The sequence below is a fragment of the Micromonospora sp. NPDC048909 genome, assembly GCF_040649635.1.
GTDB lineage: Bacteria > Actinomycetota > Actinomycetes > Mycobacteriales > Micromonosporaceae > Micromonospora.
Genome location: NZ_JBEZFU010000013.1, coordinates 32,507 through 59,468 on the forward strand (window position 1 = coordinate 32,507; position 26,962 = coordinate 59,468).

Sequence of the window (26,962 nt, forward strand, 5' to 3'; positions counted from 1 at the left end):
CCGGGCCACCCGGCGCCCGACCCGTAGCCGGTCCGCAGGGCCCCCGGCCCACCCCCGGCGATCCGGCGGGTGCGCCGCCACGCCCGGGTGCTGACGGCCCGGTACGCCCGCCCGGTCCCCGGCCGGTCTCCGGCGGCCCGGCCGGTGCGCCGACGAACCCGCGAAACCTTCCGCCGGTCGGTCAGCCGCCAGCGGTGCCCGGCGGTCTGCGGCCCGACCCCGGCGCGGAGCGCGACCCGCGCCCGGACCGGCGCCGCCGCGGCCCGGTCGGTGCGCTCGCCCCGGATCCCGGGGCTCCGACCACGACCGGGCCGGTCAGCGACCGGGCCCCCGCATCCGGTTCCGGTCGCCGGCGGGCACCGGAACCCGACGAGTCCGCGGTGCCCCGCTCGGGCAACGCTCCGCCGGTTCCCGGCACCCCCGCCGAGGAGCCGACGGGCGGCTCGGCCACCGCCAGCGGGCGTCGCCGGCGCCCGGTGGCGGGGGAGACGGAGAGTCCAGCGGGCCGTCGGCGTGCCGCCCCGGACGAGGCCGACACCGCCTCGGGCCGTCGGCATGCGTCCGAGGCCGACACCGCCGCCGGCAGTCGGCATGCGGCGGACGGTGCCGAGACCGCCTCGGGCCGTCGACGGGCGGCGGACGACGCCGATGCCACCGCGGGCCGTCGGCGGGTGGAGGCGGAGGAGGCCGAGGCCGCCTCCGGTCGTCGGCCCGGCGCGGGCGATGCCGGTCCGACCCGGGGCGGTCGCCCCGAACGCCCGGCCGACTGGCTGCGTCAGGCGGGCCGACTGCCACACACCGATCCGAAGCTTCCGGTGATCAACCGCAGCGGGTCGACGCCGTCCGCGCCGACGACCCCGCCGGCCCCGGACCGCTCCACCGGGCGGCGACCGGCACCCGGCCCCGTCCCGCCGGGCCAGGCCGCACCCGGCGACCGGCCGACCGGCCGCCGCTCCGCCGTGCCACCGGGCCAGGACCCGACCGGCACGCGGCGTGCCTCCGCGCCGGTGCCACCGACCGCCGAGCCGACCACCGGGCGCGGCGTGCCCGTGGAGCCCGGGCCCGGCGACCCGACCGGCCGGCGGGCCGCCGCGGGTCCGCCTCGCCCCACCGACGACCCCTACCGCTCCGGTCCGGACCGGGGGCGGGGCGCCGGCCGGAACACGCCGGCCGAGCCCACCGGTCCCGCCCCGCCGGCCCGTGGCGCTGCCCGCCCCGGCCCGCAGGGCCCGGTCCGTGGCGCGGACCGCCCCGGCCCGGGTGCCGAATCCCCGACCGGTCCCGGCCCGGACGCCGCGGCCGGCCCGGTCCGCGGCGCGGCCCGGCCCGGTGCCGACGTGCCTGCCCGCGGCGCGGCCCGGCCCGGTGCCGACGTGCCTGCCCGTGGCGCGGCTCGCCCCGGCGCGGATGTCGCCGCCCGGGCCGCCGTCCGCCCCGGCGCGGACGGTCCGGTTCGCGGCGCGGCCCGTCCCGGGCCCGACGGTCCGCCAAACCCCGGTCCCGATCCCGGCGGACGGTCCGGTCCCGACGGTCCCGGCCGGCCCCCGACAGCGGCCGGCGCCGACGATCGCGGCCGGCCCGGCGGCGGACCCCGGCCTGGTAGCGCGGCCGTACCCGCCGCGGCCCGGGCCACCGCCCCCGGACGGCCGGCCGCTGAGGACCGCGCCGCCGGCCGCGCCCTGCCGCCGCAGCGGGAGGCGGGCCGTCCCGAACCCTCCGGCGTACCGCCGGTCCCGGTCGTGGGCCGCCCGGCCGAGCCGCCGGCGGTCGCCCGGGCCGCCGCGGTGGTACCGCCCCCCGGCCCCACGCTGGACGGCCCCGCGCCGGAGCCGGTGAGCGGATCGCCGCTGCGCAGCGCGGCCGGACCGGACGCCCCGGACGACGACTCCGCCGCGGCCGGCGGCCTGCAAGGCGCCCGCTCGGAGCTACGCCGGCAGATGCGCGAGCGTCGCCGGCTGCGGATGGCCGTGCTGGCGGTGGTCACCCTGGTGCTGCTCGGCGCGGTGCCGGTCTACTTCGGCATCCGGACGCTCAGCCGTGACCCGGTCTTCGACAGCCTCGACGAGCTGAACGTGCCAGGCTGGGCGGCGGCGCAGACGGTCGACGAGGTCAGCGGCAGCCGGTGGTGCCTGCTCGACTGCCGGCTGCGTGAGCGCACCGTCACCTCGGAGCGCGCGCCGGACGAGACCGTGCAGGTCTACGAGAGCGCGCTTCGGCAGGACGGCTGGCGGCCGTGGAAGGTGGCCCGTTGCCCGGAGCAGCAGGAGAAGGGCAGCTACACCTGCTGGCGTCGGGATGAGCTGACCCTCGACCTGTGGGTCCGCGAGCCGGCCTGTGTGCCGCCGCCGGTGGACGGGGAGCCGGCCATCGTGCCGTCTCCCGATCCGTCGGCCGCTGCGGGTACGTGCGCCGGCTCGTTGGTGTCGGTGAAGGTCCGCAACGCGATCGACGACGAGCGGACCCGACCACAGCCGACCACTGATCCGTCACTCACCGGCGAGGATCCGTTCCCGACCCTCAGCGGAGACCCGTTGGGTGAGCTGACACCCTCACCGTCGTGAGCCGGTTTCCATCACGGACGGTAGGGTCTGGGGCTGGCAGGCCCGCCTGCTCCCGTTGACCCGCACGGGTCGTCGAGCGCCGGTGTGGGTACCAAGGTCGCACGTTCCGGGGACGTCCGGTCCCCGGGACTCTGCTTGAGGAGGACAGGCGTGGACATTGGAGAGGTCGCGGCGCTGATCGCGGCGATCGCGTTCGCGATGCTGGTGTTGATCCTGACGCTGCCCATCCTGCGGCTGCGACACACCGTCGACGCCACCACGCGGATGATCAATGACCTCAACGACCGCACCGCTCCGCTGCTCGGCGACGTGAACACCACGGTGAAGAACGTCAACACCACCCTGGAGCAGGTGCAGACGTCGCTCGACGGTGTCAACCTCCAGCTGGCCAAGGTCGACAACATGACCGGCCACGCCCAGAACGTCACCGCCAACGTCGCCAACCTGGTCGCGGTGGTCTCGGCCGCCGCGGCGAACCCGCTGGTCAAGGTCGCGGCCTTCGGCTACGGCGTCCGCAAGGCCGCCTCGGCCCGTCGGCACGCCGAGACCGAGCGTGAGGTGCGCGACACTATCAAGCAGCAGCGGCGGGCCGCCCGGCGCGTCGAGCACTGACGCCGGCGACCAGGAGGTGCGACGAGCATGAGACGGTTGTTCTGGCTGGGCATCGGGCTGGCCGTCGGGGTGGTGGTGGTCCGCAAGGCGACCCGTACCGCACAGGCGTACACCCCGGCCGGCATCGCGAGCACGATGTCCGAATCCGCTGGCGGCCTGGTCGAGTCGCTGCGTAGCTTCGTGGAGGACGTCCGGGTCGGGATGGCCGAGCGCGAGCAGGAGATCCACCACGCGTTCGCCCAGGGCGAGGCGTTCGACGACCACTTCGCCGACCTGCGGGAAGACCCGCGGATCGGCGATCGAGAGATCTTTCCGGAGGAACACCAGCGATGAAGACGGCGGAGATCAAGCGGCGGTACCTCGCGCACTTCGAGGCGAACGGCCATGCCGTGGTGCCGTCCGCTCCGCTGCCCGCCATCAGCGACCCGAACCTGTTGTTCGTCAACGCCGGCATGGTGCAGTTCGTCCCCTACTTCCTGGGGCAGCAGACCCCGCCGTACCGGCGAGCGGTCAGTGTGCAGAAGTGCATCCGGACCCCGGACATCGACGAGGTCGGCAAGACCAGCCGGCACGGCACGTTCTTCCAGATGAACGGCAACTTCTCCTTCGGTGACTACTTCAAGGACGGGGCGATCCCGCTCGCCTGGGACCTGGTCACCAAGTCGCGGGAGCAGGGCGGCTACGGCCTCGACCCGGAGCGGATCTGGCCGACGGTCTACCTGGACGACGACGAGGCGTACGAGATCTGGCGGTCGGTGGGTGTGCCGGCCGAGCGGATCGTGCGTCGCGGCAAGGCGGACAACTTCTGGTCGATGGGCATCCCCGGCCCGTGCGGCCCGTGCTCCGAGCTGTTCTACGACCGCGGCCCCGAGTACGGCCGCGAGGGCGGCCCGGCGGTCGACGAGGACCGCTACATGGAGTTCTGGAACCTGGTCTTCATGCAGTTCGAGCGGGGCCCGGGCACCACCAAGGACGACTACCCGATCCTCGGCGAACTGCCGGCGAAGAACATCGACACCGGCATGGGCCTGGAACGGATGGCCTCGATCCTGCAGGGCGTCGACAACCTCTACGAGATCGACGAGGTCCGGCCGATCCTGGACAAGGCGGCCCAGCTCACCGGCAAGCGGTACGGCGCGCACTCCGGCCACGTGGCCAGCGAGTCGCACCCGGACGACGTGCGGCTGCGGGTGATCGCCGACCACGTGCGGACCGCGCTGATGCTGATCGGCGACGGGGTGACCCCGTCCAACGAGGGGCGCGGCTACGTGCTGCGCCGGATCATGCGCCGGGCGATCCGGTCGGTGCGGCTGCTGGGCTGGCAGGAGCCGGCGCTGCCGGAGCTGCTGCCGGTGGCCCGCGACTGCATGGCGCCGTCCTACCCCGAGCTGGCGACCGACTTCGACCGGATCGCGGAGTACGCGTACGCGGAGGAGGACGCGTTCCTGTCCACGCTGCGGGCGGGCACCACGATCCTGGACACCGCGATCGCGGAGACCCGGACCGCCGGCGGGGCGGCGCTCTCCGGCGAGAAGGCGTTCCAGCTGCACGACACGTACGGCTTCCCGATCGACCTGACCCTGGAGATCGCGGCCGAGCAGGGCCTGCAGGTGGACGCGGAGGGCTTCCGGCGGCTGATGGCCGACCAACGGTCCCGGGCGAAGGCGGACGCGCAGGCCCGCAAGACCGGGCACACCGACCTGTCGGCGTACCGGGCGGTGCTGGACGAGAGCGGCCCGGTGCGGTTCACCGGCTACTCGGAGGTGTCCCGGGAGTCGCGGGTGCGGGCGCTGCTCGGCAAGTCCGGCCCGCTGGGCGGGGCGGTCGAGGGGGACACCGTCGAGCTGGTGCTCGACGTCACCCCGTTCTACGCCGAGGGCGGTGGCCAGCAGCCCGACCAGGGCATGATCACCGTCGGCGCCGGTCAACTCGAGGTGCTCGACGTGCAGCAGCCGGTGCCCGGCCTTATCGTGCACCGGGCCCGGGTGGTCCGGGGCGAGGTGCGCCCGGGCGAGACCGGCTTCGCCGAGATCGACACCACCCGCCGGCGGGCCATCTCCCGCTCGCACACCGCGACGCACCTGGTGCACCAGACGATGCGTAACTTCCTCGGTGAGTCGGCCACCCAGGCGGGTTCGCTGAACGCGCCGGGCCGGCTGCGCTTCGACTTCAACACCCCGACGGGGGTGTCACCGAGCGTGCTGCGCGACGTCGAGCAGCAGGTCAACGAGGTGCTCCTGGCCGACCTGGAGGTGCACGCCTTCATCACCTCGCTGGACGAGGCGCGGCGGATCGGCGCGATGGCGCTCTTCGGCGAGAAGTACGGCGAGGAGGTCCGCGTCGTCGAGGTCGGTGACTACGCCCGGGAGCTGTGCGGTGGCACGCACGTGGCCCGCTCCGCCCAACTCGGCCTGGTGAAGATCCTCTCCGAGGCGTCGATCGGTTCGGGGGTACGCCGGGTCGAGGCGCTGGTCGGCATGGACGCGTTCAACTTCCTGGCCCGGGAGCACCTGCTGGTCTCCCGGCTGGCCGAGCTCTACCGGGTGCCCTCCGAGCAGGTGGCCGACCGGGTGGAGCAGACCGTCACCCAGCTCCGCGACGCGGAGAAGGAGCTGGAGAAGCTCCGCGCGCAGCTGGTGCTCGGCGGGGCTGCGGCGCTCGCCGCGCAGGCCAAGGAGGTGCGTGGAGTCGCGTACGTGGGCACCGAGGCGCCGGAGGGCGCGGGCGGCAACGACGTGCGGACCCTCGCCCAGGAGATCCGCGGCAAGATCGACCCGGCCCGGCCGGCGGTGGTCGCGGTGGCGGCCCGCAACAACGGCAAGGCGTCGCTGGTGGTCGCGGTGAACCAGGCGGCCCGGGGTCGGGGCCTGGCCGCGTCGGACCTGGTCAAGGCAGCTTTCTCCGGGCGGGGCGGTGGCAGTCCGGATCTCGCCCAGGGCGGTGGTCTGCCCGCCGCCGAGGCGCCGAACCTGCTGCTCACCGTAGAGAAGGCGATCGCCGAGGCGTGATGGCCGACCTCAGCCGGCCAGGGCGGACCGCTTCGGTCCGCCCTGGTTCGTCATATCCGGGGGGTGACGGTCGGTGACCGGGCTGTCGCGCGGGGTGCGTCTCGGCGTGGACGTCGGGCAGGTCCGGGTGGGCGTCGCCCGGTCGGACCCGCACGGGGTGCTGGCCACCCCTCTGGTCACCCTCGCCCGGGACCTCACCGCGGCGCCCGACGCGGTGCCCACCGACCTCGCCGAGCTGTCTGCCCTGGTCACGGAGCACGAGGCGGTCGAGGTCGTCCTCGGCCTTCCGGTCAACCTCGCCGGCAAGCACGGTCCGGCGGCCGTCCACGTGAAGGCGTACGCTGACCGACTGGCCGATGTAATAGCGCCCGTGCCGGTAACGCTCACCGACGAGAGGATGTCCACGGTCGTGGCTTCTCGTAGGCTTGCCGAGCGTGGGGTCCGGGGGAAACGTCAACGCGCGGTTGTCGACCAGGCCGCCGCGGTGGAGATCTTGCAAAGCTGGCTGGACGCGCAGCGGAGGCGGACGTAATGATCGACGATCTGGACCTGGGCTTCGATGAGGCGGAGCGGGGGGAGAAGGGCCGACACCGGCGCGGCTTCGTCCGCAAACGCAACGGGAAGTCCGGTGGACGTGGCAAGACCGTGCTGGCCCTGCTGCTCGCCCTGGTCCTGCTCGGCGGTATCGGCGGCGGAGCCTTCTACGGCTTCGACCGGATCCAGAACTACTTCGTCACCCCCGACTACGACGGCGCCGGCACCGGCGAGGTCAGCGTCGAGATCAAGCAGGGCGCGCTGATCGCCGACATGGCCGTCGCGCTCTACGACGCCGGGGTGATCAAGAGCACCAAGGCGTTCATCGAGGCCGCCGAGGCGAACTCCCGCAGCAAGAACATCCAGCCCGGCCTCTACAAGCTGCGCAAGCAGATGAGCGGCGAGAGCGCCGTCACCGCGATGCTCGACCTCAAGAACAAGATCGTCAACGGGGTCACCATCCCGGAGGGCCGCACCGCCAAGAACGTCTACAAGCTGCTCTCCGAGCACACGAAGATCCCGGTGAAGGAGTTCGAGACCGCGGCGAAGGACCCGATCGGGCTCGGCGTGCCGGACTGGTGGTTCAAGCGCAGCGACGGCAAGAAGGTCAAGCCGTCGATCGAGGGCTTCCTGTACCCGGACACCTACGAGATCCCGCCGAAGGCGACCGCGGAGAGCGTCCTCAAGCTGATGGTCGACAACTTCCTCTCGGTCACCGGCTCGATCCAGTTCGCCGACCGGGTGCAGAAGGAGCGCGGCGGGATCACCCCGTACGAGGCGCTGGTCGTCGCCTCGCTGGCGCAGGCCGAGTCGGGCAACAAGGACGATCTGGGCAAGGTCGCCCGGGTCGCCTACAACCGCGTCTACGGCGAGTTCCCGTGCGGCTGCCTGGAGATGGACGTCACGGTCAACTACTACCTGGAGGCGACCGGTCAGCAGACCAAGTCGTCGAAGGACATGACCGCGGCCGACCTGGACAACCCGAAGAACCCGTACAACCGCAAGCTGCGTGGTCTGGTGCCGACCCCGATCAACAACCCGGGCAAGCAGGCCATGGAGGGCGCGATGTCCCCGCCGCCCGGCAAGTGGCTCTTCTTCGTGGCGATCGACAAGCAGGGGCACTCGGCCTTCGCCGACACCTACGAGCAGCACCAGCAGAACGAGAACAAGGCCCGGGAGGCCGGGATCATCTGATGGCGCAGCGACGGCGGGCGGCGGTGCTCGGCAAGCCGATCGCGCACTCCCTCTCCCCGGTGATCCACAACGCCGGCTACGCGGCGGCCGGGTTGACCGGCTGGTCGTACACCCGGATCGAGTGCGCGGAGTCGGAGCTGCCGGGGCTGGTCGCGGGCCTGGGCCCGGAGTGGGCCGGGCTGTCGGTGACCATGCCCGGCAAGGAGGCGGCGCTCGCGGTGGCCGACGCCGCCTCGCCGGTCGCGACCGCGGTCGGTGCGGCCAACACGCTGGTACGCCGCCCGGACGGCTCCTGGTACGCGGACAACACCGACGTCGCCGGCATGGTCGACGTGCTCACCGCAGCCGGCGTGCGTCCCGGCGTCACGGTGACGGTGCTCGGCGCGGGCGGCACCGCCCGCGCGGCGCTGGCCGCGGCGGCGCAGCTCGAGGCCCGCACGGTGACCGTGGTGGCGCGGCGGACCGCGGCGGTCGACGAGCTGCGCCCGGTGGCGCGGGTGCTCGGTCTGCCGATGGCCGGCGCGCCCTGGGTCGACGCCGCCGAGCTGTGCCGCGCCGACGTGGTGGTCTCGACGGTGCCGAAGGGGGTCGCCGACCCGTTCGCCGGCACGGTCGGCTGGCGGCCGGAGACGGTGCTCTTCGACGCGCTCTACGACCCGTGGCCGACCCCGCTGGCCGCCGCGGCGCAGGCGGCCGGCTGCCGGATCGTCTCCGGGCTCGACCTGCTGCTGGCCCAGGCGGTCGGCCAGTTCGAGCAGTTCACCGGCGTGCGCGCCCCCTGCGAGGCGATGGCCGCCGCGCTCGCCGCCGCCCGCCGGCGCTGACCCGGCCCGCCCGCCGACCGCCCACTGTGGCACGCCTTAGGCCAGGATTAAGACGCGCTTAGGTACCCCTGACTTCCTGCCAACACGCGGTGACCGTCGATACGCTGCTCTCCGTCAACGCAGTAGACACAGGGAGTTTCCGGTGAGCAGGCCAGGACTGCACCGTCTCATCCGACACCACGGCGCCCGGCGTAAGGCCGTGCTCCTGAGCGTGCTCGGCACGTCGGTGGTGGCCGGCATCGTGGCGACCATGATGCCGCTGCTGGCCAGCGACGACCTCTCGATCCGGGCGGCGGCGGACACCACCGCGACGGTGGTGACGCAGGACGGCGACAACGCGGCCAAGACGACCCTGGCCACCTGCCCGGCCCGCTGCGACGGCAACCCGCGCGGCGGTCGGGACGCGGTCATCCAGTTCGCGGTGACCACCGTGCCGGCCACCGCGGTCAACGTCCGGGCCACTCTGCGGGTGCACTCCTGGCGCACGGCCGCCGCGACGGTGACCGCGCACGCGTCCCCGGTCGACGCCCGGGCGGCCCGGCCGGCCCCGGCGGCCCCGGGCCCCGCGCTGGCCACGGTCAACGTTGTCAAGCCGGGCTTCAACGAGTGGGACGTCTCCAAGCTGGTGACCGGGAACGGCAGCTGGACGGTGTCGCTGGCGCAGACCGGCCTGGAGACCCGGGTCTACTGGGCCGCCGCCGAGAACCGCGATCCGGAGCTGCGGCCCCGGCTGCTCATCACCTACGACATCGGGACCCGGCCGTCGCCGGTGGCGACCAGCCCGGCGGTCGCGCCACCGTCGCCGAGCGGGTCGCCCAGCGCCCCGCCGCGGCCGTCGCCGACAACCGGTCCGGCCCGGCCGACGCCGAGCGCGACGCCCAGCCCTCCGGTCGGCTCCGGGCGGTGCGGCGAGGTGTCGGCGAAGCTGGTGCCCTCCTGCGGCGCCTGGTGGGGCATGTACTCGCCCACCAGCGCGGCGGACGGGTGGGATCACGGCGGGGCCGTCACCGAGGTGGAGGCGCAGGTCGGACGGCGGTTCGACATCGTGCACCGCTACCACGACTTCTCCAACACCGGCAGCAACGGCGCGTTCCCGGACGTCTACGAGCGGCAGCAGATGCGCGAGGGCCGGCTGCTCTTCTTCGCCTGGGAGTCCCGGATCTTCTCCAGCGGCAAGGTGCTGACCTGGGCCGACATCTACAGTGGCCGGCACGACGCGACCATCGACGCGGTGGCCGGTCGGATCCGCGACACCGGCGTGCCGGTCTTCATGGGCTTCGACCACGAGCCGGAGGACGAGCCGGCCAAGGGCAGCGACGCCGAGTTCGTCCGCGCCTGGCGGCACGTACACGACCGGTTCGCGGCGGCCGGGGCGGCGAACGCGGTCTGGGTCTGGACGATGATGGGCTGGTCCGGGCACTACAACCGGTACGCGGGCCTCTACCCGGGCGACCGCTATGTCGACTGGGTGGCCTACGACCCGTACAACTTCCACGTCTGCAACGGCAGCACGGTGTGGAAGAGCCCGAGCACCACGGTCGGCGGCTTCTACCGGTGGCTGGACGAGCACGGCATCGGGGCCGGCAAGCCGCGGATGCTCGCCGAGTTCGGCACCAACTTCAACTCCGCCGACCCGGCGGCGAAGCAGCGCTGGTTCGAGGAGTTCCCGGCCGCGTTGAAGGCGCACCCGAAGATCAAGGCGGCGATCTACTTCAACTCCGCCGGCATGACCACCACCACGGGCAACTGCAACATGACGATGAACCACGATGCGTCCGCGTTGGCCGGCTTCGCCCGCGCCGGGCAGGACAGCTACCTGCGGCAGCCCACCGGAGGGAGCCGCTGACGACGCTGACCGGCGGGTGACGGGACGGCGCCGGGTCGGGGCGGACATCCGACTCGGCCACGTTCTGTCAGCTAGCGGATTCACTGACCGCCCAATCGGCGGATATCGGCCACCAGGGTTGGCGAGGCACGCTACGCGGGTTCTCATCCATCTTGGAGGCGTAGCGTGCCTGAACTCCCGTTCTCCCGGCGCCCTTCGGCAAGACTTCGCATCTGGGCGGGGACGGTCGCGCTGACCACCGTCGCCGCGGTACTCGCCGTGCCGACCGTGACCTCCGCGGCCGTGGTGCCCACGCCGGCGCCGGCGACCGTGGTGTCGGCGAACCCGGCCAACGCGACCCCGCACGCCAGAGACGGTGAGACCCGGGCGTTCGCGGAGGTCGGCAACCTGGTGTTCGTCGGCGGGAGCTTCACCCAGATCCGCCAGACCGCCAGCTCCGCGTGGGTCACCCAGCGCTACCTCTTCGCGTACGACCGGAGCACCGGCACGATCTCCACCGGCTTCCTGCCGGTGCTGGACGGCGCCGTCAACACGCTGATCGCCGGCCCGGGCGGAACGCTCATCGTCGGCGGCACCTTCAAGAACGTCAACGGGGTCGCCCGGCGGAACCTGGTCGCGCTCAACCCGACGACCGGCGCGATCATCGACAGCTGGGTCGGCCGCTCGGACGGCGGCACGGTCCGCGACCTGGTGCTGCACGGCAACTGGCTCTACGTGGCCGGCGCGTTCAACTGGCTCAACGGCACCGCGCACGCCGGTCTCGGCCGGCTCAACGCGACCACCGGCGCGATCGACCCGACCTTCAACATCAACGCCACCGTCGGGCGGCACAGCACCACGTCGTACGTCTGGACCATCGACGTCTCGCCCGACGGCGGCACGCTCGCCGTCGGCGGCAACTTCCTCAACGTCAACGACCTGCCGCGCAACCAGATGGCGCTGGTCGACCTGACCGGCACCCCGACCGTGCTCGACTGGAGCACCGAGAAGTTCGTGCCGCCGTGCGCGGCCCCGGCGACCTTCGTCCACTACGTACAGGACGTCAAGTTCGGCGGCGACGGCAGCTGGTTCGTGGTCGGCACCAACGGCGGCGCCGGCTGGCCGGCCGCGTACTGCGACGCGCTGGTCCGGTTCGAGACCGCGAACCGGGGCAGCGGCCAGCTCGCCACCTGGGTCGACTTCACCGGCAACGACACCGTCACCTCGGTGGAGGTGGCCGACAACGTCATCTACCTCGGCGGGCACTTCCGCTGGCTGAACAACCCGAACGCCAGCGACAACGCCGGCGCCGGCGCGGTCGACCGGCTGGGCATCGGAGCGGTCACCCCGGCCACCGGCATGCCGATCAACTGGAACCCCCGCCGCAGCGGCGGCTCGGCGCTGCCGTCCGGCGCCAGCTCGTGGGGCTCCGCGGTGCCGGTGCTCTGGCGCGGATCCGACGGGCTCTACTTCGGGCACAACTCCGACGGGATGGGCGAGGAGTACCACGGCCGGCTCGGCATGTTCCCGCTGGCCGGCGGGCGCACCATCACCCCGAGAAACCCGCCCACGGCCACCACCGGCAACCTCTACCTCGGTACCGGCCCGGGCACGGTGGCCAAGGTGCCCTTCAACGGCACCACCCTCGGCACGCCGACCACGGTCAGCCAGCCCAACTACACGGCGGCCGGCGCGACCTGGCGGGTCGATGACCGGATCTACTGGTCGCACGCGGTGGCCGGCACCCCCACCGGCAGCCGGATCGACATCTCGCTGTTCAACGGCGGAGCGATCGGCGCGCCGTGGGAGGCCTCCGGCTACAACGACTGGTACAACCCGGCTGCGCTGACCGGCGCGTTCTTCCTCAACGGCCGGCTCTACTACACCCGCAGCGGGGCGAACGCGCTCTACTACCGCTACTTCGAGATCGACGGCAACTACCTCGGCGCCACCGAGTTCAGCCTGCCCACCACCGGGGTGACCTGGTCGACGGTGCGCGGGATGGCCTGGGTCGGCGGCCGGATCGTCTACGGCGCCACCGACGGCACGCTGCGCAGCGTCCCGTTCGACCCGACGGCCGCTCCGGTGGTCGACGGGACGGCCACCACGGTGGTGGCGACGGCGACGCCCGAGCTCACCTGGTCCTCGCCGTCGACGTTCTTCGCGGTGCAGTGATCGACCGTCTACTCTTCGTAGCCGATCATCGATAGATTGTTCACGTCGGGCCGGCGACGGGACCACCGTCGCCGGCCCTGCCACACATGGGGGAGGGGTCGTTGGCCGGTGCCGGTGGTCTCCGCGGTGGGCGCGCGGTGCGCGTTGTCTTCGCCGTCAAACGTGGCTGGTACCGGCTGCGCTACCGGCGGCTGACGCTCGGCCGCGACGTCGAGATCCGCGGCCGGATCCGGCTGCGTCGCGGGATCCGGGTCCACATCGGCGAGCGCACCCGGATCAACAAGCTGGTCCGCTTCGCCGGCCCGGGCGAGGTGCGGGTCGGGGCGGACTGCCTGCTCAACGCCACCTGGATCGGCAGCTGGACCTCGGTGACCATCGAGGACCGCTGCCTGCTCTCCGACTGCGAGCTGCTCGACAGTGACTTCCACAACCTGCCGCCCAAGCTGCGGCACGACCCGGCCACCCCGGCCACCCGGGCCCCGATCGTCGTCGAGGAGAACGTCTGGATCGGCACCCACGCGTTGGTGTTGAAGGGCGTCCGGATCGGTCGGGACTCCGTCGTCGGCGCCGCCACCGTGGTCCGCACCGACGTGCCGCCGGGCGTCGTGGTCGTCGGTAATCCTCAACAGACGGTGAAGAAGTTCCATGACTGACCCAGCAGCCGGCTCCTGGCCCGCCGACCCCGCGCGCGGCGGCGGTGCGGGCCGTACGGTGACCCTGACCGACCTGCTCCGCGTGCCGCTGCACCGGTTCCGCCTGGTCGCCGGGGTGGCCGCGGTCGGCCTGCTCGCCGCGCTCGGCTACCTGGTGCTGGTCCCGTCGGCGGTGACCGCCAGCGCGGTGGTGGCGGTCCGGCCGGTGGTGACCGACGCGTTCACGCCGAGCGGGGCCGGCGCCGACCGCGCGGTGAACATGAACGTGGAGAGCGGCATCGCCACCGGCACCGAGGTGGTGCAGCGGCTCGCCGACGCGGTCGACGGCGACCCGCGCGACATCCGCGCCGCGCTCGAGGTCGAGGTGCCGACCGGCGGGCAGATCCTGCGTTTCCTCTACCAGGCGCCCAGCCCGCAGCGCGCGGTGGAGAGCGCCAACCTCGCCGCCCAGGCCTACCTGGACGTGCGGCGCACCATGTACGAGAAGCAGCGCTCCGAGATGCTGCGCTCCTACGACGAGAGCATCGCCAAGGTCGTCGCCCAGCAGAGTGCCGTGCAGAAGCGGGTCAACAGCGCCCGTGACACCGCCGCCGGGGACGCCGCGGTGGCCGAGCTCGCCGGGATCAACAGCCAGCTGACCCAGCTCAACTCCGCGCGTACCGAGATCGCCGCGGTCGACGTCAACCCCGGCTGGGTCACCCAGACCGCGGAGAAGGCGCTGGTCTCCGCCGCCGGGCACCGGCCGACCTACCTCGTCGCCGGTCTGCTCGGCGGCCTGCTCATCGGGATCATGCTGGCCTACCTCTGGGAGTCGATGGACCGGCGGATCCGCTCGGTGAGCGACGGCCGCGACGCCACCGGCCTGCCGCTGCTGGGCACCGTGCGGCGGCAGCGGTTCCGGGGCCCGCGCCGGGCCGTCGACGCCGACGTGCGCTACGTGGCGATGGCGATCGCCGAGCGGGTCCGACAGCCCGCCCGGGTCTCCCTGCTGACCGCCCGCGAGGATCCGAGCGGGCTCACCGCCGGGCTCGCCGTGGCGCTGGCCGCCGACGGCCGGGAGGTGTTCGTCGCCGACGACAGCGGGCGGGTCGAGCGGCTGCGTACCGCCGTGCTCGCCGACCGGGGACGGCTGCCCGCGGTCGCCGAACCCACCCGGTCGGTCGTGCCCAAGCCGCGCCCGGCCGGGACGCCCGTGGCGGCGGACGCGGCGACGCGGCGGCCGTCGCCGCACCCGCCCGGCGCGCGCCCCTCGACCGACCCGGACGCCACCCTGACCCTGCCGCGGGTCACCTCCGCGCAGGGCGGCGAGAACGGCCGGGTGATCGGGGCGGAGGACGTGCCGGTCGGCATCGGCAGCGTCCGGTTCGGCAGTTGGCGCCAGGGCGCCGACCACGGGCTGGTGCTCTACAACGCCCCGCCGGCGGAGTCCGACGAGCGCGGCGTGGCGATCGCCCGCCAGGGCACCGCGGTGGTGGTGGTGGAACGGGACCGGACCCGGCAGAGCGACCTGCGCCGGCTGGTCGAGCGGTTGCGGGCCGCCGGGGTGACGCCGTTGGGCTTCGTGCTCACCCGCAGCGGCCGGGGCTGACGGTGTCGGCCACCCGGGCCCCGGCCACCAGCGAACCGGCCGGAGGTGATCCGCCGCCGGCCGCGCCACTCGGCCCGTCGCCGGCGCCCGCGCCGCCACTGCTGCCGCTCTGGCCGCTGGCGGTGATGTTCGGGCTGGTGCCGCTCTGGTGGCTGGCCGGCGCCTTCTACCTCGGCTGGCCGCTGCTCGGCGCGCTGCTCTTCGTGCTGCTGGTCACCCGGGGGCGGGTGCCGCTGCCCCCGGCGACGGGAATCTGGCTGCTGTTCCTCTGCCTCGTGGTGGTGAGTGCCACCCAGTTGCAGGCGCCGTCCGCGGTGCTGTCGTTCACGCTGCGGCTGGCCTTCTACGCCACCGCGCTGGTCGTCGGGGTCTACGTCTACACCGCCGTGCGGGAGCGCGCCGACCCGGTGGCCGTGCTGACCCCGCTCTGCGCTTTCTGGTGCGGGCTGGTCGTGCTGGGCTGGCTGGGGGTGCTGGTGCCCCGGTTGGCGATGACCACGCCGATGGAGCTGCTGCTCCCGGGCGGAGTGGCCGGCAACCCGTTCATCCAGGACATGGTGCACCTGAGCACGGCCGAGTACAGCGCCCGGTCCCTGAACCCGATCTACCGGCCGGCGGCGCCCTTCCCGTACACGAACAACTACGGCAGCGCGTACGCGATGACGCTGCCGGCCGTGGTCGCGTTCACCATGCTGCGCCCCCGAGGCGTGCTGCGCTGGCTGCTCCTGGCGACGCTGCCGCTGTCGCTGGCGCCGGCGTTCCTCACCCTCAACCGGGGGATGTTCCTCAGCCTCGGCGCCGGGCTGGCCGTGCTGGGCATCCGGGCCGGTCTGCGCGGCAACGTGCGGGTGGCGGCGTCCATCGTCGGGATCGTGGTGATCAGCGGGCTCGCCACCCTGTTCATCCCGGTCACCGAGCTGATCGGCAACCGGGTCGAGGCCAGTGACACCAACACCGACCGGCTGTCGCTCTATCTCGAGGTGATCCGGCGGATGGCGGACTCACCGTGGCTCGGCTACGGCGCGCCGGTCAACGTGGACACTGTCACCGCGGCCGCGCCCATCGGCACCCAGGGGCAGCTCTGGATGGTCCTGTTCAGCCACGGCGTGCCCGCGTTGCTCTGCTTCCTCGCCTGGTTCGTGGTCGCCGCGGTGCTCTGCGCCCGGGCCACCTCGGCCGCCGGCCAGTGGCTGGCGGTGGTCCCGGTGGTCTGCCTGGTGCAGTTCCCGTTCTACGGCATGGCCAGCCCGAACCTCGCCGTCGCGTTCTTCGCCATCACCTTCGCGATCGCGCTCGCCGAACGGGAGGCGCGGGCCCGGGCCACCCGGCGCGCGCGCCCGACCCGGCGTCCCGAGGCGGTGCCGGCATGACCGCCGCCACCCGCTCCGGTGGTCCGACGGGGGCGTCCGGCGGTTCGGCGACCGGCCCCGACGCCGTCGCCGTCGACGAGAGCGCCGGTCCGGTCGACCGCACGGTGGAGACCCGCCGGGGCGCCCGCAGCGGCGCCGCCGGGCTGGTCGGCGCCGCGACCAGCGGCCTCTTCGGCTTCGTGCTCGCGGTCGTGATCACCAGGGGCTACGGCACGGTGGGCTCGGGCGCGTTCTTCGCCGCGATCGGAGTGGTCACCGTCGCCACCGCGGTCTGCACGCTCGGGGCGGAGACCGGGCTGATGTGGGCCCTGCCGCGACGGCGCGCCGGGTCGGGCGGGAACGCCGCCCGGGTGCTGCCGGTCGCGCTGATCCCGCCGCTGGCCGTCGCGGTGCTGGTCGCCGGCGTCGGGGTGCTGGCCGCCGACGCGTTCGCGCCCCGGCTGCTGGGCGGCTCCGGTGCCGCCGGCCCGCCGCTGCTGGCGCTGAGCTTCGCGGCGGTGCCGGTGGTGGTCGGGATGACCCTGCTGCTCGCGGCGCTGCGCTGCGTACGGCCGATCCGGGCGTACGTCGCGGTGCAGTTCTTCCTGCTGCCGGTCGTCCGGCCGGTGCTGGTCGGCGCGGCCGCCCTGGCCGGTGGCGGCCTGCTCGCCGGCATGACCGGTTGGCTGGTGCCGGCGGCGCTCGCGCTGCTGGTCTGCCTCACCCTGGTCGCCGGCCCGCTCGGCGTCGGCCGGGGCGCGGTGCTGCGGCCGGAACGGGCCGACTGGTCGGTGTTCTGGCGGTTCGCGCTGCCCCGGGCCGCCTCGGCCGCGATCGACGCGGGCAGCATGTGGGTGGGGGTGCTGCTCACGTCGGTGCTCGCCGGGCAGGCCGACGCCGGCGTGTTCGGCGCGGTCGGCCGCTACATCCTCGCCGGGCAGCTGGCCATGCAGGGGTTGCGGGTGGCGGTGTCGCCGCAGCTTTCCCGGCTGCTCGGCCGCGGCGAGCGGGCGGCCGCGGCGGCGGTGCACCGGCAGCTGACCACCTGGGCGCTGGTGCTCTCCTGGCCGGTCTACCTGCTGCTCGCCGTCTTCGGGCCGGCCTTCCTCCAGCTCTTCGGCCCGGAGTTCGCCGCCGGCGCGCCGGCGATGACGGTGCTGGCGCTGGCCATGCTGGTCAACACCGGGGTCGGCAACGTGCAGAGCCTGTTGCTGATGGGCGGGCGCAGCGGCCTGCACCTGACCGCCGCCCTCGCCGGCCTGCTGGTCACCGTCTCCCTGGGGCTGTGGCTGATCCCCGGGCACGGCGCGACCGGCGCGGCGCTGGCCTGGGCGGCCGGGATCATCACGGAGAACCTCACCGCCGCCGGCTGTGCCCGGGCGGTGGTCGGTCAGCCCCTGGTCGACGCGGCGCTGCTGCGGGCGGCGGCCGGAACGGTCGCCGCGGTGGGCACGGCGGCGTTGGCCGGTGTGCTGGGCGCCGGGCGGGAGATTCCCGGGCTGGCGGTGGCGCTGGCGGTGCTGGCGGCCGGCTGCGTCGGCTTGTTGACGTTGCCCCGGGTGCGACGGCGCATCCGGGTGACCATGAGTCAGATCCGTGGCCGGGAGCAGGCGGCGCCGACCGCCGCCGATGCCGCCGCGGCGTCGATGAAGGGCAGGTGAGGTCCGTCGTGCCGTCCATCCGAGACCGGGTGAAGCAGCTCGTGCCGACCCAGGTGACCGACCGGGTGAAGGACTCTCTGGTCGACTACGCGGTGCGCACCAGCGACCGGCGGCCACTGCCGGACTTCCTCATCATCGGCACCAAGCGGGGCGGCACCACCTCGCTCTGGAACTACCTGGTGCAGCACCCGCTGGTGCCGCGCCTCTTTCCGGCCTGGAACACCAAGGCCTCGCACTACTTCGAGGAGAACTGGCACCGGGGCGAGGCGTGGTACCGCTCGCACTTCCCGACCGTCCGGCAGCGGGCGGCGCTGGAGAGCCGGCACGGCGGGCCGGTGCGGGTCGGCGAGGCCGCCCCGCTCTACATGTTCCATCCGCTGGCGGCGCAGCGGGTCGCCGCGCTGATGCCGTCGGTACGGCTGGTGGTGCTGCTGCGGGACCCGGTCGAGCGGGCGTACTCGCACTGGAAGGAGCGGCGGACGCACGGCATCGAGCCGCTGGACTTCGGCGACGCGCTCGCCGCCGAGGAGGAACGCACGGCGGGGGAGCGGGAGCGGCTTCTCGCCGAACCGGAGTACTTCAGCGAACGCTACGACTGGTACAGCTACCGGGCCCGAGGGCGCTACCTGGAACACCTGGAGCCGTGGCTGGACCGGTTCGACCGGGCGCAGATCCTCTTCCTGCCCAGCGAGGACCTCTACCGCGACGCCCGCACCACCTACCGCCGGACGCTGGACTTCCTCGGGTTGCCACCGCACGACCTGCCCGACTTCAAGGTCTACAACGACCGCCGCTCGGCGCCGCTGGAGCCGGCGCTGCGGGCGGAGCTGACCGCGTACTACCGGCCGTACAACGACGCGCTGCGGGAGCGGCTCGGGCTGGACCTCGACTGGCCGGACCGGGCGGCGTGACCGCCTCGGTCGCCGCGTCCGCCGATCCGCGTACCCGCGACGACGGGCTGGGCTGGGTGAGCCGGGCGGTCTTCGGCGACGAACGGGTGGCGCTGACCGTGGGCGGCGCCCCGCCGGCCGGGCACCGGGCCGTCGCCCGCTACGCGGTGGTGCCGTCGCTGTCCCGGGCCCGGTTCCTGCTGCCGCTCGGCGCGCCCCGGGCCACCGCGGCGTCGCTGCTGGCGTACAACGCGCTGCGGCCGCCGAAGGTGCGCGCGGTGCGGGCCGCGCTCGGCGGGCTGTCCCGGGTCGGCGCGGTGCAGCGGGCCTTTCCCACCCTGACCGTCGCGGTGCCGGCCGGTGCGCCGCTGGCCGAGCTGCTCCTGGCCGAGCGGCTCGCCGCGGCCCTCGGTGGCGCGCCGCTGCACGCCGCCTGCGGGGTGCGGCCACCGGACCCCAACCACAAACCCACCCTGCAGCTCTTCACCGCCGACGGCCGGCCGCGCGGGTACGCGAAGATCGGCTGGAACGGCGCCACCCGGGCGCTGGTCGCGGCCGAGTCCGCCGCGCTGCGCACGCTTGCCGAGGTGATCGGGGTGCCCGACCATCCGCTGACGCCCCGGCTGCTCGCGGAGCTCGACTGGGCGGGGCAGCTCATCGCCGTGGTCGAGCCGCTGCCGTCGCGGGTACGCGGGGTGCCGGTCACCGACCCGCCCCGGATCGCCGCGCTGCTCGCGGTGGCCCGTCGCGGCCGTCCGGCGGCGCCGCCCCGGCCGCTGGCCGGATCGCCGTTCCTGGCCCGGTTGGCCGCCGAGGCGGAGCGCTCCGCCGTGGCCGGACCGCCCGGCGTCCGGGCAGTCGACGCGGTGGCGGAGCTGGTCCGTCGGCACGGCGGCACACCGGTCGAGTTCGGGCACTGGCACGGCGACTGGGTGCCGTGGAACCTGGGCCGGCACGACGGCCGGCTGGTCGCCTGGGACTGGGAGCACAGTGGACCGGACGTACCCCTCGGCTTCGACCTGGCGCACGACGCGTTCCAGCGGGCCGTGGTGCTGCGCGCGGAACCGGCCGCGACGGCCGCGCGGGCCGTCGACGCGCAGCTCGACCGGTACGGCGAGCGGTTGGGGCTCGGGCCGGCGCAGCGCCGTCTGGTGGCCGACGGCTACCTGCTGGAGATGTGGCTGCGGACCTGGCGGCTGGCCGACGCCGGGGCGGGCTGGAACAGCGCGCTGCATCCCGCTCTCCTGAACGTCATCGAGAAACGACATAGCGGCTGATCCGGTCGGATCGCCACGCCGATGGCTGTTGACCATAGTCGTAGCGTGACGGAAGAATTGCTGGTCGTGATGGTGGTCGATGGACCGCCATTGGTGCGGGGTGACCGGCGACCCCGGCGGAGGGCCGGTCGATCACCCGGTCGCCCTATACAACGGTCGGTCGAGCTGTGATCTGCTCGTGCGTGGCGCCGACCGAAACTCCAAGCGAACTTGTGGGGAGTCGCGTGGACACGAACACTGAGGATGGCGGGCCCCCGGTCCTGCTGCTGGTCAGTTCCAGCGGCGGCCACCTGGCCCAACTTCTGGCACTGCGGCCCTGGTACGAGCAGCGGCGTCGGTGCTGGGTCACCTTCGACACGCCGGAGGCGGTGTCGCTGCTCGCCGGCGAGGAACTGGTGCCGGCGCACCACCCGACCACCCGCAACGTGCCGAACCTGTTGCGCAACGCGGTGCTCGCCTGGCGGGTGCTGCGTCGCCGGCGGGTCGCCGCGGTGGTCACCACCGGCGCCGGCGTCGCCGTGCCGTTCGTGGTGCTGGCCCGACTGCGCGGCATCCCGACCGTCTACATCGAGGTGTACGACCGGATCGACACCCCGACGCTGACCGCCCGGCTCTGCCGCCCGTTCCTCACCGCCATGCTCGTGCAGTGGGACGAGCAGCGCCGGCAGTACCCCGAGGCGACCGTCGTGGGGACGCTGCTGTGAGCGGGGACGCGACAACCGGGACCGCCCCGGCGCACCGGCCCGCCCCGACCCGGCCGGCGCCGCACCTGGCCCGGCCCGCCGGCCGCCCCGACCCGACGCGGGTGCCTCGCCAGCGCGACCGCGCCGACGCCGCCCGGCTCCAGCTGCTGGTCGCCGTCGGCACCGACAAGCACCCCTTCGACCGGCTGGTGAACTGGCTGGAGGAGTGGCACGCCGAGGCCGCCGACCAGATCGGGCTCACCGTCCAGCATGGGCACACCCGGGCTCCCGCGGTGCCCGGCGCGGTGCCGTTCCTCGGCCACGACGCGTTGCAGACCGCGATGGCCGACGCCGACCTGGTGGTCTGTCACGGCGGCCCGGCGACGATCCTGGAGGCCCGCCGGCACGGTCACCTGCCGATCGTGGTCCCCCGGGATCCGTCCCACGGCGAGCACGTCGACGATCACCAGCTGCTCTTCGCCCGCCGGCTCGGCGCGGCCGGCATGGTCGCGCTCTGCGAGTCCCGGCAGGACCTGCGTGCCGCGCTCGCCGCCGGGCTGGCCGACGCGGCCGGCTTCGTGGTCGCCGCCGACCCGCAGGCGCGCGACGCGCGGCACGAGGCGGTGAACCGGGTCGGGCAGATCGTGGACGGGCTGGTCGCCGCGGCGGCCGGGCGACGCCGGCAGTGGTGGCGGGCGTGGGCCCGGCCCACCCAGGGCGAGGGGCGGAAGCCGTGACACTCACGGTCAGCGTCGTGGTGCCCACCCGGGACCGGCCGGAGCTGCTCCGCGCCGCCGTCCGGGCCATCCTCGACCAGGACCACCCCGGCCCCATCGAGGTCGTGGTGGTCTACGACCAGTCCGAGCCGGACGGGTCGCTGGCCGCGCTGTCCCGGCCCGAGCGCAGCGTGCGGGTGATCCGCAACGAGCGCACCCCGGGGCTGGCCGGGGCGCGCAACTCGGGCACCCTGGCCGCCGACGGTGAGTTGATCGCGTTCTGCGACGACGACGACGAGTGGCTGCCGGGCAAGCTCGCCGCCCAGGTCGCCGCGCTCGCCGCCGCGCCCGAGGCGGAGTTCGTCAGCTGCGGCATCCGGGTCAGCTACGACGGGCGCACCGTCGACCGGGTGCTCGACAAGGACCGGGTCGGCCTCGCCGACCTGCTGCGCGACCGGATGACCGAGCTGCACCCGTCCACCTTCGTGATCCGCGCGGCCGCGCTGCGCGACGGCTTCGGGCTGGTCGACGAGGAGATCCCGGGCAGCTACGCCGAGGACTACGAGTTCCTGCTCCGGGCGGCGCGCAGCGCGTCGCTGGTCAACCTGCGCACCCCGTACGTGCTGGTGCGCTGGCACAAGCGGTCCTACTTCGCGCAGCGCTGGGACACCATCTCCGAGGCGTTGCAGTGGCTGCTGGAGCGCTACCCGGAGTTCGCCGGCCAGCCGGCCGGCGAGGCGCGGGTGACCGGCCAGATCGCCTTCGCCCGGGCCGCCTCCGGTGACCGGCGCGGCGCGGTCCGCTGGGCCCGCCACACCCTGCGGCGCAACCTGCGCGAGCCGCGTGCCTACCTGGCGCTCGCGGTGGCCGGCCGGGTGGTCCGGGCGGACGCGGTGTTGCGTAGCCTGCACCGGCGCGGCCGGGGGATCTGACGATGGCGCCGCCGGATCCGCCCGACGGATTCGGCGGCGACGCGTTTGTTCCACGGGCCCCGATGGCACGGACCGATCGGCCGATGACACGGTTGAATCGATCGATAAAAATCTGATTCCATGGCCCTCCACTCGCTCAGGTTCTATCTGGTTGATTCGCCGACTTCCCTGGGTGCGAAACGGCGCGCCCGGCGTGCCGCGTGGCTCTCGGACACTTTTCCGGATCTCGCCGAGATGAATGTCCTCGACCTGGGCGGTCGGGTGGAGAGCTGGGCCAAGGTTCCGGTGCGTCCGGCACACGTGCACGTGGTCAACCTGGAGCCGCTCCCCACGGAGCTGCCCGAGTGGGCCGAGGCCGATCACGCCGATGCGTGTGAACTGCCCAAGAGTGTCCTGAACCGCCGTTACGACCTCGTCTTCAGCAACAGCGTGCTGGAGCACGTCGGCGGATACGAGCGGCGCCGGCGGATGGCGGAGGCGGTCCGCGAGTTGGCACCGGCCTACTGGGTCCAGACGCCGTACCGGTACTTCCCGATCGAGCCGCACTGGGTCGCGCCCGGAATGCAATTCCTGCCGGTGTCGGCGCGAGTAGTCGTGGCACGCAAGTGGCCCCTCGCCTACACGCCCGGAAAATCCTACGACCTGGCGATGAAACAGGTCCTGACGACGGAACTCGTCGGTCGGGCCGAGCTGCGCTACCTCTTTCCCGACGCCACCATTCGAAATGAGCGCCTGCTGGGCCTCACCAAGTCGTTGATCGCAATCCGCAGGCCGTGACCCCGGTTCGCCGATCATGATCCGGTCGGCGACCGGCCGGGCCGGGCGCGCTGGTGGGACGCCGTCGTCCGCAGGACGGGACGGGGCGGGCACCGCACGGCGGTGACCACCCGGCGTGACAGACTGACCGCTGTGTTGCGCTGGCTGACTGCAGGTGAATCGCACGGACCCGCCCTCGTCGCGCTGATCGAGGGGGTGCCCGCCGGGGTCGAGGTGACCACCGGCGACATCTCCGCCGAGCTGGCCCGCCGGCGGCTGGGTTATGGCCGGGGCGCGCGGATGGCGTTCGAGCAGGACGAGGTCGAGGTGATCGGCGGCCTGCGGCACGGCCTCACCATCGGCAGCCCGGTCGCGGTCCGGGTCGGCAACTCCGAGTGGCCGAAGTGGCGCACCGTGATGGCTTCCGACCCGGTCGACGCCGACGAGCTGGCCGGGCAGGCGCGCAACGCCCCGCTCACCCGTCCCCGGCCCGGCCACGCCGACCTCGCCGGCATGCAGAAGTACGGCCACACCGACGCCCGGCCGATCCTCGAGCGGGCCAGCGCCCGGGAGACCGCCGCCCGGGTCGCGGTCGGCACCGTCGCCAAGGCGCTGGTGAAGCAGACCCTCGGCATCGAGATCGTCTCGCACGTGGTGGAGCTGGGGCCGGTCGCGGTCAAGCCGGGGCTGCGCCCGCGCCCGGAGGACGCCGCCCGGATCGACGCCGACCCGCTGCGCTGCCTCGACCCGGAGGCCAGCGCCCGGATGGTCGCCGAGGTCGACGCCGCGAAGAAGGCCGCCGACACCCTCGGTGGCGTGGTCGAGGTGCTGGCGTACGGGGTGCCGCCGGGGTTGGGCAGCCACGTGCAGTGGGACCGCAAGCTGGACGCTCGGCTGGCCACCGCGCTGATGTCCATCCAGGCGATCAAGGGCGTGGAGATCGGCGACGGCTGGCAGCAGGCGCGCTCCCGCGGCTCCGAGGCGCACGACGAGATCATGCCGACCGCCACCGGCGTACGCCGGGTCACCGACCGGGCCGGCGGGCTGGAGGGCGGCATCACCACCGGTGAGCCGCTGCGGGTCAAGGCCGCGATGAAGCCGATCTCGTCGCTGAACCGCGCCCTGGCCACCATCGACGTGACCACCGGCGAGCCGGCCACGGCGATCAACCAGCGCTCGGACGTCTGCGCGGTGCCCGCCGCCGCGGTGGTGGCCGAGGCGATGGTCGCCCTGGTGCTGGCCGAGGCGACCATGGAGAAGTTCGGTGGCGACTCGGTCGCCGAGATCCGGCGCAACCTGGCCGGCTACCTGGACGCGCTGGTGATCCGGTGACCGTGGCCGGTCCCGATCCGGCGCTCGGGGCGACCAGGCCGGTCTGTGTGCTGGTCGGCGCGCCCGGCTCGGGCAAGACCACGGTCGGCCAGGCGCTCGCCGCCACACTCGGCGTGGAGTTCCGCGACACCGACCTGGACATCGAGCGGATGGCCGGCAAGCCGATCCCGGAGATCTTCATCGACGAGGGCGAGGCGCACTTCCGAGCCCTCGAACGGGCCGCGGTGGCCGCGGCGCTCGCCTCCTGCCCGGGGGTGCTCGCCCTCGGTGGCGGCGCGGTCCTCGCCGAGGAGACCCGGGCCGCCCTGGTCGGGCACGCCGTGGTGCACCTCTCCGTCGAGCTGCCCGACGCGGTGAAGCGGGTCGGCCTGGGCGTCGGGCGGCCGCTGTTGACGCTCAACCCGCGGGCGACGCTGAAGCACCTGATGGACCAGCGTCGGCCGCTCTACACCGAGGTGGCGACCGCGACGGTGGTCACCGACGGGCGGAGCCCGGCCGAGATCGCCGCCGAGATCGCCGCTCTGCTGGCGCGCTGACGTCGCCCGGGCCGGGCCCGCTGGACTAGGCTGCCGGCGATGGACGAGGTGACCCGGATCCCGGTCGGCGGCGAGCGGCCGTACGACGTGCTGGTGGGACGAGACCTGCTCGACACGCTCCCCGGCCTGCTGCCCGGGGCGACCCGGGTGGCGCTGCTGCACGCGCCGCCGCTGAAGGAGTTGGCCGACGCGCTCGGCGAGCGGCTCAACGCCGCCGGCGTTGCTCCGCTGCCGATCGAGGTGCCCGACGCCGAGGCCGGCAAGCAGATCGACGTCGCCGCGGCGTGCTGGGACCGGCTCGGCGCGGCCGGCTTCACCCGCTCCGACGCGGTGGTCGGGGTGGGCGGCGGTGCCGTGACCGACCTCGCCGGCTTCGTCGCCGCGTCCTGGCTTCGCGGTGTGCGCTGGGTGCCGGTGGCCACCTCCCTGCTCGGCATGGTCGACGCCGCGGTCGGCGGCAAGACCGGGATCAACACCGCCGCCGGCAAGAACCTGGTCGGCGCGTTCCACCCGCCGGTCGGGGTCCTCGCCGACCTGGCCACCCTGGACAGCCTGCCCCCGAGCGACCTGGCCGCCGGGCTGGCCGAGGTGGTCAAGTGCGGCTTCATCGCCGACCCGGTGATCCTCGACCTGGTCGAGGCCGACCCGGCAGCGGCCACCGACCCCGCCGGGCCGGTGACCCGGGAGCTGATCGAGCGGGCGATCCGGGTCAAAGCCGACGTGGTCTCCGGCGACCTGCGCGAGTCCGGCGTCCGCGAGGTGCTCAACTACGGTCACACCCTGGCGCACGCGATCGAGAAGGTGGAAGGCTACCGCTGGCGGCACGGGCACGCGGTCGCCGTCGGGCTGGTCTACGCCGGCACCCTGGCCCGCCTCGCCGGTCGGCTCGACGAGGCGACCGCCGGCCGGCACCGTACCGCCGTGGCCGCCCTCGGCCTGCCCACCAGCTACCGGGCCGACGCCTGGCCGGAACTTCTGGGGGCGATGCGGGTGGACAAGAAGGCCCGGGGTGACCGGCTGCGCTTCGTGGTGCTGGACGGGCTGGCCCGCCCGGCGATCCTGGAGGGCCCGGACGACGACCTGCTCCGCGCCGCCTATGCGGAGGTGACAGCCGGGTGAAGGTGTACGTGCTGAACGGGCCGAACCTGGGCCGGCTGGGCACCCGCCAGCCCGAGGTGTACGGCGCGACCAGCTACGCCGACCTGGTGGCGCTCTGCGAGTCGACCGGCCGTGAGTTGGGCCTGGACGTCACCGTCCGGCAGACCGACGCCGAGCACGAGCTGCTCGGCTGGCTGCACGCCGCCGCCGACGAGGGCGCCGCGGTGGTGCTCAACCCGGCCGCCTGGTCGCACTACTCCTACGCCGTGCGGGACGCCTGCGCGCTGCTGCGCGGGCCACTGGTCGAGGTGCACATCTCCAACATCCACGCGCGCGAGGAGTTCCGGCACCACTCGGTGGTCTCCGCGGTGGCGACCGGAGTGATCGCCGGGCTCGGCGTCGACGGCTATCGCCTCGCCCTGCACCACCTGGCCGCCCTGTCGCGTGACGCCTGACGCCTGACGCCTGACGGCAGGTCCCTTGTCGCTGACCCGCGTCATGTTCGCTCACCGTGACCAGCCCGGAGTGAAGCGACCCTCCTTCCTCGCCGCCTTTGCTCTGCTTCAGCGGGGGCAACACCGCGTTGAACTGGGCATACGTGATCCCGCTCGCATCGCCGGCCCGTGCCGACGAAACGCTGGGTGACTGTTGTCTCCGCTGAAGCAGAGCAAAGGATGGTGGGAGGGGCCGGTCGGGCCGGCAGGTGCGGCGGTTGCAGCGGGGCCGGCTGCGGGCGGACAGTCGTCCGGGTGCGGCCA

At 73.9% G+C, this 26,962-nt stretch carries 23 protein-coding genes; all 23 read left to right on the forward strand.

The features are described 5' to 3' along the window. Nucleotides 1-1,937: 1,937 nt before the first annotated feature. The 23 genes from AB0C04_RS27375 to aroQ all read left to right on the forward strand — a co-directional run bounded on the left by AB0C04_RS27375 (nucleotide 1,938) and on the right by aroQ (nucleotide 26,659). Complete coding sequence (locus AB0C04_RS27375; protein ID WP_357060150.1) at nucleotides 1,938-2,561, forward strand: hypothetical protein; 624 nt, start codon at nucleotides 1,938-1,940, stop codon at nucleotides 2,559-2,561. A gap of 150 nt (nucleotides 2,562-2,711) precedes the next feature. After that, the gene (locus tag AB0C04_RS27380) at nucleotides 2,712-3,173 is read left to right on the forward strand and encodes a DUF948 domain-containing protein (RefSeq protein WP_357059852.1); all 462 of its coding nucleotides are present in this window, start codon (nucleotides 2,712-2,714) and stop codon (nucleotides 3,171-3,173) included. A 27-nt stretch (nucleotides 3,174-3,200) separates the two neighbouring features. Next, nucleotides 3,201-3,506 (forward strand): hypothetical protein, encoded by a 306-nt coding sequence (locus AB0C04_RS27385; RefSeq protein WP_350871045.1) that lies wholly within the window; start codon nucleotides 3,201-3,203, stop codon nucleotides 3,504-3,506. Next, the gene (gene alaS, locus AB0C04_RS27390; protein ID WP_357059854.1) at nucleotides 3,503-6,181 is read left to right on the forward strand and encodes an alanine--tRNA ligase; all 2,679 of its coding nucleotides are present in this window, start codon (nucleotides 3,503-3,505) and stop codon (nucleotides 6,179-6,181) included. Before AB0C04_RS27385 ends, alaS begins: the two co-directional genes overlap by 4 nt. Before the next feature lie 73 nt (nucleotides 6,182-6,254). Further along, nucleotides 6,255-6,713, forward strand: coding sequence for a Holliday junction resolvase RuvX (gene ruvX / locus AB0C04_RS27395; protein ID WP_350871042.1), 459 nt, complete (start codon nucleotides 6,255-6,257; stop codon nucleotides 6,711-6,713). Then, entirely contained in the window at nucleotides 6,713-7,909 is a 1,197-nt protein-coding gene (gene mltG, locus AB0C04_RS27400; protein WP_357059857.1) for an endolytic transglycosylase MltG, read from the forward strand. Before ruvX ends, mltG begins: the two co-directional genes overlap by 1 nt. Continuing rightward, nucleotides 7,909-8,733, forward strand: coding sequence for a shikimate dehydrogenase (locus AB0C04_RS27405; RefSeq protein WP_357059860.1), 825 nt, complete (start codon nucleotides 7,909-7,911; stop codon nucleotides 8,731-8,733). Before mltG ends, AB0C04_RS27405 begins: the two co-directional genes overlap by 1 nt. Before the next feature lie 142 nt (nucleotides 8,734-8,875). Next, nucleotides 8,876-10,579 (forward strand): glycoside hydrolase, encoded by a 1,704-nt coding sequence (locus AB0C04_RS27410; RefSeq protein ID WP_357059863.1) that lies wholly within the window; start codon nucleotides 8,876-8,878, stop codon nucleotides 10,577-10,579. Nucleotides 10,580-10,789: 210 nt separating this feature from the next. Next, complete coding sequence (locus AB0C04_RS27415) at nucleotides 10,790-12,733, forward strand: hypothetical protein (RefSeq protein ID WP_357060153.1); 1,944 nt, start codon at nucleotides 10,790-10,792, stop codon at nucleotides 12,731-12,733. A gap of 86 nt (nucleotides 12,734-12,819) precedes the next feature. Continuing rightward, nucleotides 12,820-13,386, forward strand: coding sequence for a DapH/DapD/GlmU-related protein (locus AB0C04_RS27420; RefSeq protein WP_350871033.1), 567 nt, complete (start codon nucleotides 12,820-12,822; stop codon nucleotides 13,384-13,386). After that, entirely contained in the window at nucleotides 13,379-14,974 is a 1,596-nt protein-coding gene (locus AB0C04_RS27425; protein WP_357059865.1) for a lipopolysaccharide biosynthesis protein, read from the forward strand. Before AB0C04_RS27420 ends, AB0C04_RS27425 begins: the two co-directional genes overlap by 8 nt. A gap of 98 nt (nucleotides 14,975-15,072) precedes the next feature. Further along, on the forward strand, nucleotides 15,073-16,344 hold the full coding sequence (locus AB0C04_RS27430) for an O-antigen ligase family protein (protein ID WP_357060156.1): 1,272 nt from the start codon (nucleotides 15,073-15,075) through the stop codon (nucleotides 16,342-16,344). Further along, nucleotides 16,341-17,984: a lipopolysaccharide biosynthesis protein gene (locus AB0C04_RS27435; RefSeq protein ID WP_357059867.1), complete on the forward strand. Its 1,644-nt coding sequence runs from the start codon at nucleotides 16,341-16,343 to the stop codon at nucleotides 17,982-17,984. Before AB0C04_RS27430 ends, AB0C04_RS27435 begins: the two co-directional genes overlap by 4 nt. 8 nt (nucleotides 17,985-17,992) lie before the next feature. Continuing rightward, nucleotides 17,993-18,895: a sulfotransferase domain-containing protein gene (locus AB0C04_RS27440; protein WP_357059870.1), complete on the forward strand. Its 903-nt coding sequence runs from the start codon at nucleotides 17,993-17,995 to the stop codon at nucleotides 18,893-18,895. After that, nucleotides 18,892-20,151: a hypothetical protein gene (locus AB0C04_RS27445; RefSeq protein ID WP_357059872.1), complete on the forward strand. Its 1,260-nt coding sequence runs from the start codon at nucleotides 18,892-18,894 to the stop codon at nucleotides 20,149-20,151. Before AB0C04_RS27440 ends, AB0C04_RS27445 begins: the two co-directional genes overlap by 4 nt. 224 nt (nucleotides 20,152-20,375) lie before the next feature. Continuing rightward, a complete protein-coding gene (locus AB0C04_RS27450; protein ID WP_357059874.1) occupies nucleotides 20,376-20,855 on the forward strand; it encodes a UDP-N-acetylglucosamine--LPS N-acetylglucosamine transferase in 480 nt (159 codons plus the stop codon). 65 nt (nucleotides 20,856-20,920) lie between these two features. Beyond that, complete coding sequence (locus AB0C04_RS27455; protein WP_357060159.1) at nucleotides 20,921-21,571, forward strand: glycosyltransferase; 651 nt, start codon at nucleotides 20,921-20,923, stop codon at nucleotides 21,569-21,571. Further along, the gene (locus tag AB0C04_RS27460) at nucleotides 21,568-22,482 is read left to right on the forward strand and encodes a glycosyltransferase family A protein (protein WP_357059877.1); all 915 of its coding nucleotides are present in this window, start codon (nucleotides 21,568-21,570) and stop codon (nucleotides 22,480-22,482) included. Before AB0C04_RS27455 ends, AB0C04_RS27460 begins: the two co-directional genes overlap by 4 nt. Nucleotides 22,483-22,602: 120 nt before the next feature. Continuing rightward, the gene (locus AB0C04_RS27465; RefSeq protein ID WP_350871018.1) at nucleotides 22,603-23,259 is read left to right on the forward strand and encodes a class I SAM-dependent methyltransferase; all 657 of its coding nucleotides are present in this window, start codon (nucleotides 22,603-22,605) and stop codon (nucleotides 23,257-23,259) included. Nucleotides 23,260-23,391: 132 nt separating this feature from the next. Further along, complete coding sequence (aroC, locus tag AB0C04_RS27470) at nucleotides 23,392-24,570, forward strand: chorismate synthase (protein WP_357059881.1); 1,179 nt, start codon at nucleotides 23,392-23,394, stop codon at nucleotides 24,568-24,570. Nucleotides 24,571-24,572: 2 nt separating this feature from the next. Next, on the forward strand, nucleotides 24,573-25,106 hold the full coding sequence (locus tag AB0C04_RS27475; protein WP_357060162.1) for a shikimate kinase: 534 nt from the start codon (nucleotides 24,573-24,575) through the stop codon (nucleotides 25,104-25,106). A gap of 39 nt (nucleotides 25,107-25,145) precedes the next feature. Beyond that, entirely contained in the window at nucleotides 25,146-26,225 is a 1,080-nt protein-coding gene (gene aroB, locus AB0C04_RS27480) for a 3-dehydroquinate synthase (RefSeq protein WP_357059883.1), read from the forward strand. Beyond that, on the forward strand, nucleotides 26,222-26,659 hold the full coding sequence (gene aroQ / locus AB0C04_RS27485; protein ID WP_357059886.1) for a type II 3-dehydroquinate dehydratase: 438 nt from the start codon (nucleotides 26,222-26,224) through the stop codon (nucleotides 26,657-26,659). The genes aroB and aroQ overlap by 4 nt, the downstream gene beginning before the upstream one ends. Nucleotides 26,660-26,962: the final 303 nt, after the last annotated feature.

Excerpts from the sequence above, each read along its gene's own strand:
- AB0C04_RS27385 (WP_350871045.1), top strand. The coding sequence starts at position 3,201 with ATGAGACGGTTGTTCTGGCTGGGCATCGGGCTGGCCGTCGGGGTGGTG.
- AB0C04_RS27435 (WP_357059867.1), top strand. The coding sequence starts at position 16,341 with ATGACCGCCGCCACCCGCTCCGGTGGTCCGACGGGGGCGTCCGGCGGT.
- alaS (WP_357059854.1), top strand. The coding sequence starts at position 3,503 with ATGAAGACGGCGGAGATCAAGCGGCGGTACCTCGCGCACTTCGAGGCG.
- aroB (WP_357059883.1), top strand. The coding sequence starts at position 25,146 with ATGGACGAGGTGACCCGGATCCCGGTCGGCGGCGAGCGGCCGTACGAC.
- AB0C04_RS27425 (WP_357059865.1), top strand. The coding sequence starts at position 13,379 with ATGACTGACCCAGCAGCCGGCTCCTGGCCCGCCGACCCCGCGCGCGGC.
- mltG (WP_357059857.1), top strand. The coding sequence starts at position 6,713 with ATGATCGACGATCTGGACCTGGGCTTCGATGAGGCGGAGCGGGGGGAG.
- AB0C04_RS27375 (WP_357060150.1), top strand. The coding sequence starts at position 1,938 with ATGCGCGAGCGTCGCCGGCTGCGGATGGCCGTGCTGGCGGTGGTCACC.
- AB0C04_RS27405 (WP_357059860.1), top strand. The coding sequence starts at position 7,909 with ATGGCGCAGCGACGGCGGGCGGCGGTGCTCGGCAAGCCGATCGCGCAC.
- AB0C04_RS27465 (WP_350871018.1), top strand. The coding sequence starts at position 22,603 with ATGGCCCTCCACTCGCTCAGGTTCTATCTGGTTGATTCGCCGACTTCC.
- AB0C04_RS27420 (WP_350871033.1), top strand. The coding sequence starts at position 12,820 with ATGGGGGAGGGGTCGTTGGCCGGTGCCGGTGGTCTCCGCGGTGGGCGC.